Origin of the sequence: Paenibacillus sp. MDMC362, from assembly GCF_003269305.1 — a bacterium.
In the GTDB taxonomy this organism is placed as follows: domain Bacteria; phylum Bacillota; class Bacilli; order Paenibacillales; family Paenibacillaceae; genus Paenibacillus_AQ.
Window position 1 is genome coordinate 42,992 of record NZ_QLYT01000024.1, and the last position, 12,991, is coordinate 55,982.

16 protein-coding genes are annotated in these 12,991 nt (G+C 48.7%); all 16 read left to right on the top strand.

Going from position 1 to position 12,991, the window contains the following annotated elements:
• The first annotated feature begins 18 nt into the window (after positions 1-18).
• The 16 genes from DP091_RS12655 (at position 19) to DP091_RS12730 (ending at position 12,978) form a co-directional block, all read left to right on the top strand.
• Positions 19-2,088 carry a chemotaxis protein CheA gene (locus tag DP091_RS12655; RefSeq protein WP_113058646.1) on the top strand — a complete coding sequence of 690 codons (2,070 nt, stop codon included), beginning with the start codon at positions 19-21 and terminating at the stop codon, positions 2,086-2,088.
• A 51-nt stretch (positions 2,089-2,139) separates the two neighbouring features.
• A complete protein-coding gene (locus DP091_RS12660) occupies positions 2,140-2,601 on the top strand; it encodes a chemotaxis protein CheW (protein WP_071220099.1) in 462 nt (153 codons plus the stop codon).
• Positions 2,602-2,637: 36 nt separating this feature from the next.
• Entirely contained in the window at positions 2,638-3,231 is a 594-nt protein-coding gene (locus tag DP091_RS12665) for a chemotaxis protein CheC (RefSeq protein ID WP_253300548.1), read from the top strand.
• Positions 3,224-3,721, top strand: coding sequence for a chemotaxis protein CheD (locus DP091_RS12670; RefSeq protein ID WP_113058648.1), 498 nt, complete (start codon positions 3,224-3,226; stop codon positions 3,719-3,721). The genes DP091_RS12665 and DP091_RS12670 overlap by 8 nt, the downstream gene beginning before the upstream one ends.
• 3 nt (positions 3,722-3,724) lie before the next feature.
• Positions 3,725-4,126: a hypothetical protein gene (locus tag DP091_RS12675; protein WP_113058649.1), complete on the top strand. Its 402-nt coding sequence runs from the start codon at positions 3,725-3,727 to the stop codon at positions 4,124-4,126.
• Positions 4,127-4,141: 15 nt separating this feature from the next.
• A complete protein-coding gene (locus DP091_RS12680) occupies positions 4,142-4,930 on the top strand; it encodes a FliA/WhiG family RNA polymerase sigma factor (RefSeq protein WP_113058650.1) in 789 nt (262 codons plus the stop codon).
• A 30-nt stretch (positions 4,931-4,960) separates the two neighbouring features.
• A complete protein-coding gene (locus DP091_RS12685; protein WP_113058651.1) occupies positions 4,961-6,370 on the top strand; it encodes a flagellar assembly protein A in 1,410 nt (469 codons plus the stop codon).
• A gap of 58 nt (positions 6,371-6,428) precedes the next feature.
• Entirely contained in the window at positions 6,429-6,740 is a 312-nt protein-coding gene (locus DP091_RS12690) for a hypothetical protein (RefSeq protein ID WP_113058652.1), read from the top strand.
• Between the two features lie 25 nt (positions 6,741-6,765).
• Entirely contained in the window at positions 6,766-7,311 is a 546-nt protein-coding gene (locus DP091_RS12695) for a DUF6115 domain-containing protein (protein WP_113058653.1), read from the top strand.
• The gene (locus DP091_RS12700; protein ID WP_113058654.1) at positions 7,308-7,907 is read left to right on the top strand and encodes an endolytic transglycosylase MltG; all 600 of its coding nucleotides are present in this window, start codon (positions 7,308-7,310) and stop codon (positions 7,905-7,907) included. Before DP091_RS12695 ends, DP091_RS12700 begins: the two co-directional genes overlap by 4 nt.
• Before the next feature lie 239 nt (positions 7,908-8,146).
• A complete protein-coding gene (gene rpsB, locus DP091_RS12705) occupies positions 8,147-8,845 on the top strand; it encodes a 30S ribosomal protein S2 (RefSeq protein ID WP_071220108.1) in 699 nt (232 codons plus the stop codon).
• A gap of 243 nt (positions 8,846-9,088) precedes the next feature.
• A complete protein-coding gene (gene tsf / locus DP091_RS12710; RefSeq protein WP_113058655.1) occupies positions 9,089-9,739 on the top strand; it encodes a translation elongation factor Ts in 651 nt (216 codons plus the stop codon).
• Positions 9,740-10,033: 294 nt separating this feature from the next.
• Positions 10,034-10,762 (top strand): UMP kinase, encoded by a 729-nt coding sequence (gene pyrH / locus DP091_RS12715; RefSeq protein WP_006211297.1) that lies wholly within the window; start codon positions 10,034-10,036, stop codon positions 10,760-10,762.
• Positions 10,762-11,316, top strand: a complete 555-nt coding sequence (frr, locus tag DP091_RS12720) for a ribosome recycling factor (RefSeq protein ID WP_006211296.1) — start codon at positions 10,762-10,764, stop codon at positions 11,314-11,316. Before pyrH ends, frr begins: the two co-directional genes overlap by 1 nt.
• Positions 11,317-11,389: 73 nt before the next feature.
• On the top strand, positions 11,390-12,157 hold the full coding sequence (locus DP091_RS12725) for an undecaprenyl pyrophosphate synthase (protein WP_071220111.1): 768 nt from the start codon (positions 11,390-11,392) through the stop codon (positions 12,155-12,157).
• Between the two features lie 20 nt (positions 12,158-12,177).
• The gene (locus DP091_RS12730; protein WP_113058656.1) at positions 12,178-12,978 is read left to right on the top strand and encodes a phosphatidate cytidylyltransferase; all 801 of its coding nucleotides are present in this window, start codon (positions 12,178-12,180) and stop codon (positions 12,976-12,978) included.
• Positions 12,979-12,991: the final 13 nt, after the last annotated feature.

Consider the following 12,991-nt stretch of genomic DNA (forward strand, 5'->3'; position numbering starts at 1 on the left):
AAGAGGAGGTGTCTCTCAATGGACATGAATCAATATTTGACAATGTTTATTGATGAGTCAAATGATCATCTGCAATCATTAAATGAAAACATGCTTCAATTAGAAAGCAACCCGGACGATATCGGGATCGTACAGATTATTTTCCGATCGGCTCATACATTGAAGGGTATGGCAGCAACGATGGGTTACGAAGATCTGGCTTCGCTTACCCACCAGATGGAAAACGTGTTGGATCTTGTCCGGAACGAAAAGTTAAAGATGCAGGATTTTATCTTTGACACGCTCTTCAAAAGCTTGGACGCTCTTGAATCGATGGTGCAGGATATCACCAACGGCGGAGACGGGAAGGCGGATGTTTCCTCTATCGTGGCATCCCTGCAGGCCATTGTACGCGGAGAAGGAGTTGCGCCTGCTGGGGAAGCTGCCGAAGGGGATAACTCCGTTGCGGCCGTCCAGGGAATTGAATTGGATGAGTTTCAATTCTCCGTGCTTGATCAATCTATTTCGGAAGGACATAAAGTTTTATATATACAAGTGACATTGCGAGAGGATTGCCAACTCAAAGCGGTTCGTGCCTACATGGTATTCGAAACGCTGGAAAGATCCGGGGAAATCGTCAAGACATATCCGGACGTTCAAGAGATTGAACAAGGTGAATTCGATCGCGTATTTTCGTTGTATTACATAACGCAAAGAGAAACGCAAGATATTGAAAGCCAGATTCTGGGCGTTTCGGAGATCGAGACTACCACGGTTGTGGCGCTTGATCATGAAACTTTGCAGCAAATGGTTCAGGAGAGCGCGGCTACAGCAGAAGCTGTCAAACCTCAAGCACCAGAAGCATCTCAAGCAGCTGCAGCTTCACCGGAAGCCAAGGGAGCTACAGCGCCTATCAAAGAATCGAAGGCGCCCGCCCGAAATGCTGGGGGAGGTAATCCTTCGAGAACGATCCGGGTTGATATTGAACGGCTCGATGTTCTAATGAATCTGTTCAGCGAGCTTCTGATTGACCGGGTACGCCTTGAGCAGTTGGCCAGCGAGTCCAAGAATCAGGAGCTGACGGACACGGTTGAGCACATGAGCCGCGTAAGCAGTGATTTGCAGAATATCGTCCTGAAACTGCGCATGGTGCCTGTGGATACGGTGTTCAACCGTTTTCCTAGGATGGTGCGGGACCTCGCCAAGACCCTGGACAAAAAAATTGATTTGATTATTACCGGAGCTGAAACGGAGCTGGATCGTACGGTTATTGATGAGATCGGTGATCCGCTGGTCCATTTGCTGCGGAACTCGGCAGATCATGGCGTCGAACCCGTTGCCGACCGTATCGCTGCCGGTAAGCCGGAGATTGGCACCGTGCATTTGCGTGCGTTCCACAGCGGCAACAACGTCTTCATTGAGATTGAGGACGATGGACGCGGTATCTACCGTGACAAAATTCTGAAGAACGCGCTGGCAAAAGGCGTTGTGACGGAGGCCGAAGCAGCGACCATGACCGATGACGAGGTCAATCAACTGCTTTTCGCACCGGGATTCAGCACCGCTGAGAAAATTTCGGATGTATCCGGCCGAGGTGTTGGGCTCGACGTTGTTAAATCCAAAATCGTTGCCCTGGGCGGTAACGTCACCATCTACTCGACGCCGGGAAAAGGCACGAACTTTTCCGTTCAGCTTCCATTAACGTTGTCTATCATAGCAGCTATGCTGATTCGGATGGGATCCGAAAAATACGCGATTCCGCTCTCCTCCATTGTTGAAACGGGCATCATCAAGCGCGGCCAAATCAAACATGTTCACGGCAGCCGCATGATCCAGTTCCGTGAATCGCTGATACCGGTCATCTCGCTTAGCCGTTTGTTTGAAGTTCCAGATTTTGATGAAGAGCTGGAAGAAGAAACAGAGATTGTTGTGATCCGCAAGGGGGATCGTTTGGCGGCACTCACCATCGATGATTTTATCGGTCAGAGTGAAATCGTCATTAAAAATCTGGGTAAATATCTGCCTGCCATTCAGGGGGTATCCGGAGCAACCATCCTGGGGGATGGACAAGTCGCTCTTATCATCGACGCAAATGCATTTATCAAATAATGCGTTGTTACCAAGCACGGCAGGCCACACATTTTGAAGGAGGACTTATTCATGGGAGAAGAAATCAAGGTTATTGTCTTTAAACTTGGCGAGGAAGAATACGGCATCGAGGTAGACAAGGTTCAAACCATTGAGCGAATGATGCCCATTACGCGTGTTCCGAAGACTTATGCTTTTGTAAAAGGGGTTATTAATCTTCGAGGCGTCGTCATTCCTGTAATCAATCTGCGCGGCCGTTTTGGATTGGACGAGGTGGAAGCAACCGATCAAACGCGGGTTATCATCGTAGCGGTCAATGACATGCAGGTAGGCTTTATCGTGGATTCCGCAAGTGATGTCATCGATCTGAACACGGACAGCATAGACTCTCCACCTGAGGTGGTCGGCGGAATTAAAGCGAAATATCTTCGCGGTGTCGCGAAGGTAGGAGAGGAGCGCCTTCTCGTCATGCTGAATTTGTCCGAAGTGTTGAACAAGAGTGAGATTATTCAGCTGGAAGGCCTTGAGGAGTAGACGGTGGAGCTGTTTAAGCATGGCAAAGAAATCAAAATGGATGTTTTGAAGGAAGTAGGAAACATCGGAGCGGGCAATGCGGCAACCGCCCTCTCCCGCTTGCTTAACAAACCTATTGATATGGCTGTACCCAAAGTTCAACTCCTGCCTTTTGAGCAGATCGCCGAAAGTGTAGGAGGAAGCGAACAGCTCGTTCTTGCCGTATTTTTACGGGTGGAAGGCAGTGCGCCCGGCAATCTCTTCTTTATTATGAGTCCGGAAGCCGGGAAGAATTTGCTACATAATTTAGCGGGCTTTGAAGTGTCGGATGAGGAGCAATTCTCCGAGATGGAGCAGTCCGCATTATGCGAGATCGGAAACATATTGTCAGGTTCGTACTTATCGTCGCTCGCTGATTTGACCAATCTGTCCATGACACCTACGGTGCCGGCCCTCGCGATGGATATGGCAGGTGCCATTTTGAGTTATGGACTGCTGCAGTTCGGAGAAATGGGAGACGATGCCCTCTTAATCAACACGACGTTCCTAGAAGGGCAGAACGAGGTGGAAGGCCAGTTCTTCCTGATACCTGATCCACAATCATTTGCTCAAATTTTCGAAGCTTTAGGAGTGCCTTTAGAGCATGATTGAAGAACAAAGCATAGTGAAAGTATCCATGGCGGATCTGAACGTCGCAGGTCCAAACGGTATTTTGCGTACAACGGGACTCGGCTCGTGCGTGGGACTGACGTTGTATGATCCGGTGACGAAGATTGGTGGAATGGCGCATGTAATGCTTCCATCTTCAGCGATTGCCAGAGAAGGGCAGCTAAACCTCGCCAAATACGCCGATACGGCTCTTCCGATCCTATTGAATCAGATGAGGAATTTGGGTGCGTCTCCGGCACGTATGATAGCCAAAATGGCCGGGGGAGCACAAATGTTTGCTTTTGCCGGCTCGGGTGACACCATGCGCATTGGTCCGCGTAATGTAGAGTCTTGCAAGGCTGGACTCGAGCAGATGGGGATTGCGTTAATTGCCGAGGATACCGGGGGGAATTATGGAAGAACCGTTGAGTTGGACTGTGCAACGGGTAAGTTTACAATACGCAGCGTACAAAAGGGCATAAAGGAATTGTAGCTAATGGGAAAACTCCGTTTTTATCTGATGACTGGAATTGCCGGTTTTGTGTTCACGTTTATATTCTCCATACGTAACAATCTGTGGATGACCAGCATGTATCGGGCGCTCCTTGCATGTGCGATTTGGTTTCTTCTGGCATTCCTGCTGAATTGGATGTTTGCTGCCATTACGGGTCCGCGAGCCGCTGTTCAAGGGGACGTCGACACGCCGCGGGAGCAAGACCGAGGGACTGTTCTTGATATATCCACGCCTGATGAGGATCGGGAATTGATGGATTTAATCCATTCCGAATCCAGCAGCAAAGAAAATGGAGACTTTGTACCGCTAAATCCTCCTAAGCTGGTTTCAACGAAAGAACCCGAAGAACTGGCCAAGGCCGTTCGTCACCTTACGGAAAAATAAGGAGGGTGAAGGCAATTGGACGAACGTAAAGCTTCTGTGCTAAACCATGCGGATTTGTGGAGCGCATGGAAGGAAGATGGAGACCATGAAGCGAAGAAGAAACTAATCGAATATCATTTGCACATCGTTGACTATGTTTCAAGCCGCTTGGCTATCGGTCTTCCAAAGAACGTTTCTAAGGGAGATTTGGCCAGCAATGGGGTAATGGGTCTGATTGACGCCATCGAGAAGTTTGATTACAAACGAGGGCTGCAGTTCGAAACCTATGCTTCTTGGCGTGTGCGTGGGGCTATTCTGGACTCGCTGCGCCAAGGGGACTGGGTGCCGCGTTCTGTCCGCGAGAAAGCGAAGAAGATTGAAACTGCATATCAGCAGTTGGAACAGAAGTATTTACGCAGCGTCAGTGATTCCGAGATGAGTGATTACCTTGAAGTGACCGAGAAGGAGTTCCGGCACATGCTGCAAGAAGTAGCGGTCATGACATTAACATCTCTGGAGGATCCGATCCGCGAGGAGGAGTCTGAAACCCGAATGTCGCTACTGGTTGATGAGAAAGCGAAAAATCCGGATCACAAGGTCCATGAATTTTATCTGCGAGAAGCCCTGATGAAGGGTATCGGTAAATTAACCCCGAAAGAGCGGACCGTAGTTTCCTTATTATACTATGAGGATTTATCACTCAGCGAAATTGCTGAGGTGATGTCGCTATCACCTTCACGAATATCTCAGCTTCATTCCAAAGCGATATTGAGACTTCGGGGCGCGCTCGATAAAGATCGGGATTTGCTGATGCAAAACGATTGACGCTTGCCATTTATGAAGGGGGTTCCTGGATTGTCTGTAGATTATGCATTGGATCAGTACTTTAGCGTTACGCTATCGGATGACAAGGTCGTCGCCTATATACAGTTCACCAAGTGGGAGAAGGATTTCTCTTGCTCTGTAGAAGCTCTTGAACAATTTCTGAGAAGTCACCAGGTACGATATGGACTTCAACATGATACGTTGCGGCGAATCGCAGATCATGCTGAGGAATATCAATATAGTAGAACGCCGATTGCCATGGGAACGGAACCTATGCACGGACAGAACGGCAGAATCGAATTTACCGTTAATTTTGGGAATGAGACGAACCTGAAGCCGCTGGAGATCGAAGATGGCAAAGTGGATTATAAAGAAGTGATTCGTTTAAATAATGTAAAGAAGGGACAGCTGCTTGCAACCCGAATCCCGCCAACAACAGGAGTCCCCGGAACTGCGGTGACCGGAGAGGAGATTCCGAGCAAACCGGGAAAGGAAGCTCATTTCAAGGTGGGGAAGAACGTCGTTGTTAATGCCGAAAAAACTGCAATGTACGCTGCCCTTGACGGACTCCTCACCAAGACGGAAAAAGGAAAAATCAATGTGTTTCCGGTATATGAGATTAATGGGGATGTTGACTACAGTATAGGCAATATCGACTTTGTCGGTACCGTGGTCATTCGCGGCAATGTCCTTACCGGATTCAGAATCAAGGCAGCAGGGGATATTCGAGTTACCGGCTTTGTGGAAGGGGCCGAACTGGAGGCTGAAGGTTCGATCGATATATCCGGCGGAATCATCGGGTACAACAAAGGCTACGTAAAGGCTGGCCAGGATGTCAAAAGCTCGTTCATCCAGGATGGAAACGTCATTGCCGGCGCTAGCGTATTCGTCTCGCAGAGCATCATGCATTCCAACATCCGCGCGGTTCAGAATATCGAATGCAACGGCATGAAGGGCCTAGTGGTAGGCGGTGTTTTGCAGGCGGGAGAAAAGGTGGTTGCCCGAACGATCGGAAACAGCATGTCGACGGCTACCGTAGTTGAAGTCGGCGTGCTGCCTGAGCTGCGGAATGAACTGGCAGATCTTAGAGCACAATTGAAGCAATCAATAGAAAGTATGGATAAAACCGATAAAGCGCTTTATCTTCTGAACCAGTTGGCTTCCTCGGGTCAATTGTCGCCAGACAAGCTAGCGCTGCGGATTAAACTGAATGCGACCAAGAAATCAAACATGGCGGAACAAGCCGATATCAAGGACCGTATGCTTGAAATCGAGAAGATGCTGGAGGATACCGGCAAAGCAAGAGTGAATGTGGTAAAGACGATCTACGGCGGAGCCAAAATTGTCATAGGACGGTATACCCGCTTTGTTAAGGATCCCACGCAGCGGGTTTCTTTTTACTATCATGAAGGCGATATCACCATGGTGCCGCTCCTGTAAGTCAAAATATGCGTATTAAATGCTTGTGGGTATGATCCTATATCATGAGGTGATTCCATTGAGTTTGAAATCGGTTGAGATGCAAATTGCGGTTCCCAGAACCAATGAAGCGGGCAAGATGCATAATGAAACTCAGCAGCGACCGATGAATGATCAGACGCTGCTTGCAGGTGAATTAACGAAGAACAGCCGTGCGGAAGCCCAGCGAAGCACGGAAGTGAGTGAGACGGCGGAGACAGCCGTGCGCGATGACGGTAGCCGTCAATCCTCCGGGCAGCAACAAGGCCGGGGAGCGGCAGAATCAAGCGAGACAGTGGAGCAGCCGGCAGAGCATCCCTATAAAGGCAAAAATTTTGATGTTTCGCTCTAGATAATTTATAGGCATAAAGGAGTTAATGGATTTGAAACCATGGATATATATCGTGCTGCTTGGCATTGCCGCCGTGCTGTATGCTTTCATGCTGCCGAAACGCCGTGAAGAGACCGTGTCCAGCGAGCGGGTTGTAAAAGAAGTGGAGAACACGCTTGAAGGATACATGGCGGAAATCCAAAACGAGAACGAACAGTTGGTGGAACTGGTTAGTCAGATGAAAAAAGAACTGGATGCCAAGCAGCAAGCACATCAGGAGCAGGTCAGTGATTTGCGGCACCGCATGCTGGCCATGGAGGAGAAGATGACCGATTCCCAAACGCGTCTTCGACAGGCGGAAGAGAAGCTGGCGCAAGCCGCAGCGGCCGTATCTTTATCTGCGGGAGCAGCTGCAGCGGCCTCCGAAGCGGAACCGGCGCCTCCTGTCCATTCCATCAAATCCAGATACGCAGAGCTGTTTAATCTATATGAGCAAGGAAAGTCCATCGATATGATTGCCAAGACCACGGGTCTTCAGCGAGGCGAAGTTCAACTTATTATCCAGTTGGCCAAACAGGAGGAATCCGTGTGATCAAGAACCGTACATTTATGATGGGCCTGGGGAGCGGTCTCGTAATCGGTGCAGTGCTGCTTCAGCTGATGTGGATCGGTCAAGGCACAACTGCATCACAGACGCAGGAATTAACGAAGAAGCAGCTGGTGGCTGCAGCGGAAGCTTTGGATATGCAGATCGTCGAAGATTCAGACGAGCTGTTGACGGGGGAGCAGTGGAAAGAGAAGGAGCTTGGCGAGGGCGGCGAGTCCGAAGGAGCCGATCCTGCACAGAAGACGGGAACGGAAAAGCCGGAAGCACCGGAGCAGCCGAAGAAGCCTGAGCCGGGCGAGGAGAAGAAACAGGAATCCCCTCGGGTGACAAATCCGGAGCAGCCGAAAACACCGGCCAAAGCGGAAGCGCATATTAAAGTAAACATTCCATCAGGAAACAATCTCAGCGATGTAGCAAACAGCCTTATGGATGCCGGCGTCATTGACAATAAACAGGCATTCATCAATAAAGCTACCGAGAATAAAATCAACACCAAAATCCTGAGCGGTACATACTCGTTTACGGCAGGCGAGAACTACAATTCGATCATCACGAAAATCACGACAAAACCCTCCAACTAGCACACCGGTTGAGAGAGGTTTTTTTCTTTACAGGAACTCTTCAAGCTTCCTGATTGGCCGGACCTGCTTAGGTGCACAAAAGACATTGCAACCTGCCCATGGTTATGTTATAGTAATTGACGGTGTTAAAACACACGCCAGAGTGATTTCGTTGAGGGTGCTTCCAGGATTGGGAGTCTTAATGAAAAATGATCTCGGCGGAGGGACACACAAAAACCAAACTTAGGAGGTGTGTGAAGATGGCAGTAATTTCCATGAAACAGCTTTTGGAAGCTGGCGTTCACTTCGGTCACCAGACTCGTCGCTGGAACCCGAAAATGGATAAATTTATCTTCACTGAAAGAAACGGTATCTACATTATCGACCTGCAAAAAACGGTCAAGAAAGTTGAAGAAGCATTCAACTTCGTAAAAAGCGTAGCTGGAGAGAACGGTACAATCCTGTTCGTCGGCACGAAAAAACAAGCTCAGGATTCCGTGAAGGAAGAAGCAGAGCGTTGCGGTATGTACTACATCAACCAACGTTGGCTCGGCGGAACTTTGACTAACTTCGAAACGATCCAAAAGCGTATCAACCGCTTGAAGCAGCTCGAAACTTGGGAAGAGGACGGCACGTTCCAAGTATTGCCTAAGAAAGAGGTTATCCTTCTCCGCAAAGAGAAAGATCGTCTTGAAAAATTCTTGGGCGGTATCAAGAACATGAAGGGTCTTCCAAGCGCATTGTTCGTTATCGATCCTCGCAAAGAGCGCATCGCAGTAGCGGAAGCTCGCAAATTGGGTATCCCAATCGTTGGTATCGTTGATACGAACTGTGATCCGGATGAAATCGACTATGTAATTCCAGGTAACGATGACGCGATCCGCGCTGTCAAATTGTTGACTGGTAAAATGGCCGATGCCGTTGTTGAAGCTCACCAAGGCGAAGAAACAACTGCTTAATCGGGATTAAACGTATAAACTATGAATTAAATGAAAAGGGTGGTTGGTAGGTGTATAACCTCTCACTGCCCTTTTTTTAAGATGTTAGAACGGATAACGTGCGTTACTGTGGAATCCGGAGCCTGGCATCTCAGGGGAAGAACAACTACTTAATGCGGTCTGGAATCTTGGAGAGAAAAGAATGATGGTTTTTCTTGAGGTCCAAACGCAAAACTTCATCATACCAATTTGGAGGGAATTCTAATGGCAGTAACAGCTAGTGCGGTAAAAGAACTTCGCGAAAGAACAGGCGCGGGCATGCTGGATTGCAAAAAAGCGCTGGATGAAACAAATGGTGATATCGACAAAGCGATCGCAGTACTTCGCGAAAAAGGTTTGTCTGCAGCAGCTAACAAAGCTGGCCGTGTTGCAACTGAAGGCGTTGTAGAGTCTTATATTCACGGCGGCGGACGGATCGGCGTTCTCGTTGAAATCAACTGTGAAACCGACTTCGTAGGTAAAACGGATCAATTTAAAGAGTTTGCTCGCGATATCGCTATGCATATTGCGGCTGCTAACCCAAAATATGTTCGTCGTGAAGAAGTGCCAACTGAAGAGCTTGAAAAAGAAAAAGAGATTTTGAAAAACCAAGCCCTGAACGAAGGCAAGCCTGAAAAAATCGTTGAGAAAATGGTTGAAGGCCGCATCAACAAATACTATGAAGAATATTGCTTGCTTGAGCAATCCTTCATCAAAGATCCTGACAAAACGATCAACACGCTGCTTAACGAAAAAATCAGCACGATCGGTGAGAACATCTCCATCCGTCGTTTTGCACGTTTTGAACTCGGCGAAGGCTTGGAGAAAAAACAAGACAACTTCGTTGAAGAAGTTATGTCCCAGGTGAATAAATAAGCCGAATAGGCTAATATAAGGTATAGAAAAGAGTGGAACACACCTGTGTTCCTTCTTTTTTAAGAGATATAAAGGCATAAGAGAGATAAGATTGTTGTAAATTCGGAGTAAGGCACCCTTATCTCACAAGAAAGAATGGACTTTAGTCTTGATTAGACGACCAGAAGTTTCTACTTGGGACGGATGTTTTTACCCGATTTTTATAAACCGTCAAGCAGTGCCGGTGTGTCTGTCTGTCGTTTTTCAAACGGGCGTCGTATACTTAGGCGCCGTCTTAAAGTGGAGGGTTATCATTTGGAACAGCCAGTATATAAACGAGTGATATTGAAAGTCAGTGGGGAATCCCTTTCAGGGCAGAATGGATATGGTATTGATGCTGAGACGATCTCATCGATCGCTGAGCAGGTTCGCGAGGTGGTTGAGCTTGGTGTGGAGGTCGCCATCGTATGCGGCGGCGGAAACATCTGGCGCGGTATCGCCGGCAGCGCGAACGGAATAGACCGTGCGACAGCAGATTATATGGGAATGCTGGCTACGGTAATGAACTCTTTGGCTCTTCAGGATGCTTTGGAGCAGATCGATGTGCCGACTCGGGTACAAACCTCTATCTCAATGCAGCAAATTGCGGAGCCGTATATTCGCCGCAGAGCCATTCGGCATTTGGAAAAAGGTCGTGTCGTGATTTTTGCGGCAGGAACGGGTAACCCATACTTCTCCACCGATACGACTGCAGCGCTTCGCGCAGCGGAAATCGAAGCAGAAGTGATTCTCATGGCGAAGAACAAGGTGGACGGAGTGTACTCCGCTGATCCATTTAAGGATGAAACTGCCGAGAAGTACGAGCAGCTGACGTATCTAGACGTATTGAACAAAAACCTTGGGGTAATGGACTCTACAGCTTCATCGTTATGTATGGACAACAACATCCCGCTCATCGTCTTCGCTATTACGGAGCAAGGTAATATCAAGCGCGTCGTTCTGGGCGAAAAAATCGGAACGATCGTCAAAGGGAGTGTAGATTAATGCCGCAATCGGTGAAAAAGAATGCAGAAGAACGCATGGAAAAAGCGATCTTGTCTTTGAAGCGTGACCTGGCAACGCTGCGCGCAGGACGGGCAGCGCCAGCGCTACTCGACCGGATCACGGTTGAATACTACGGAGCACCAACCCCGCTGAATCAGCTGGCTAACATCAGCACGCCGGATTCAAGAACGCTCATGATCCAGCCTTGGGACAAGTCGTCCTTGGCCGACATCGAGAAAGCGATCATGAAATCGGATATCGGATTGACGCCGGCGAATGATGGTAATCAAATTCGTCTCGTCGTACCTGCACTGACCGAAGAACGCAGAACCGAACTGGTGAAAATGACGAAGAAATTCGGCGAGGAAGCGAAAGTGGCCATCCGCAACATTCGCCGTGATGCCAACGACGACATCAAAAAATTGGAGAAAACAGATATTTCCGAGGACGAGTCCCGGAGACATCAGGAAGATATCCAAAAAGCGACGGATAAATTTATCGCAGAAGTCGACAAAGTCCTCGTTGCTAAAGAAAAAGAGATTATGGAAGTATAAGAGACTTGTGGCCCCTCCTGTCAATGGTGGGGTTTGTCTCTTTTTTTGCAGAAAGATGCCTGGAGGAAATGGAATGATCAAACGGGTTCGATCGTGGTTGAATCAGGAGGACAGTCAGCAGACGCATCAGCTCTCTCCGGACAACATCCCACATCATGTGGCCATCATCATGGATGGTAATGGACGCTGGGCGAAACGGCGCGGAATGCCGCGAATCGTTGGCCATCAGAATGGCATGAAGGCTGTCAAAAGAGCGGCTATTGCCGCCGATGATTTGGGAATCAAAATATTGACGATGTATGCTTTTTCGACAGAAAATTGGACGCGTCCGAAGGATGAGGTCGATTTTCTGATGAAGCTTCCGCAAGAGTTCCTGGCTATCGAGCTGGAAGAGCTGATCGAAAAAAATGTCCAGGTCCGCATGATGGGGCATCCGGAAGACCTTCCGTCCCATACCGTGTCTGCGATGGAAGAAGCAGTTGCGAAGACAGCCGGCAATGACGGACTTGTGCTTAACTTTGCGCTCAATTACGGAAGCCGGAAAGAGATCACCGAAAGTGTCAAGGCGCTCGGACGAGAAGTGCGAGACGGGATTCTTCGTCCTGAGGATATTACAGAGGAACTGATTGGCCAGCGGCTCCTCACAGGCGAATTGCCGGATCCGGATTTACTGATCCGCACAAGCGGCGAGCTGCGGCTAAGTAATTTTATGCTGTGGCAGCTCGCGTATAGTGAGCTATGGTTTACGGATGCCTATTGGCCGGAATTTACCAAAGACCATTTGGTGGAGGCCGTAGCCGATTATCAACAAAGAACAAGGCGCTACGGTGGACTTTCGTAGCCGATGGAGGATGGAACGTTTTGAAACAGCGATTGATTACCGGAATTATAGCGGGAGCGGTCTTTTTAGGATTATGTTTCATAGGCGGTCTGTGGTACCATCTTCTGATTCTGGCGATGGCGCTAATCGGTTATTATGAGTTTGTGCGCATGACCAATACGGCACCGTTCGGGGGAACGGCGTGGATTGGATATGCGGGGGTACTGTTGCTTGTGTTTCCATGGGGTCCGCTTGATTTGAATTTTCAGATCCCGTGGGAACATGTGCTTTGGCTCCTGCTGCTTTTATTTTTACTGGCGACCGTGACGACGAAGAATATAATTGATATCAAACGGGTTTCTTTATTGTTTATGGCATCAGCGTATATCGGAATCGGATTTTCCTTTATCGCCGAATCACGACATGCTCCTGACGGCCATGGCGTATTCTGGACTTTTCTGCTTCTGGCCTCGATCTGGGCAAGTGATGCGGGAGCATATTTTGTCGGACGCGCCATGGGGCGCCATAAACTGTGGCCTTCCATAAGTCCGAACAAAACGGTTGAGGGTGCGCTCGGCGGTGTGGTCATCGCCGTGTTCACATCTCTGCTCTTTTCATTCTTCTCAGATGGATTCCTGACGGCTGGACAAGCGATTCTGATCGGACTTTCATGCGCTGTTATCGGTCAACTCGGGGATTTGGTGCAATCCGCCTATAAACGGGTGTATGACATCAAAGATTCGGGCAAACTGCTGCCGGGCCATGGAGGGATACTGGATCGATGTGACAGTTGGATCGTCGTATTTCCGTTTGTACATATATTGAGTCTCCTGCCTTACTGATGAAAGGAAAGAT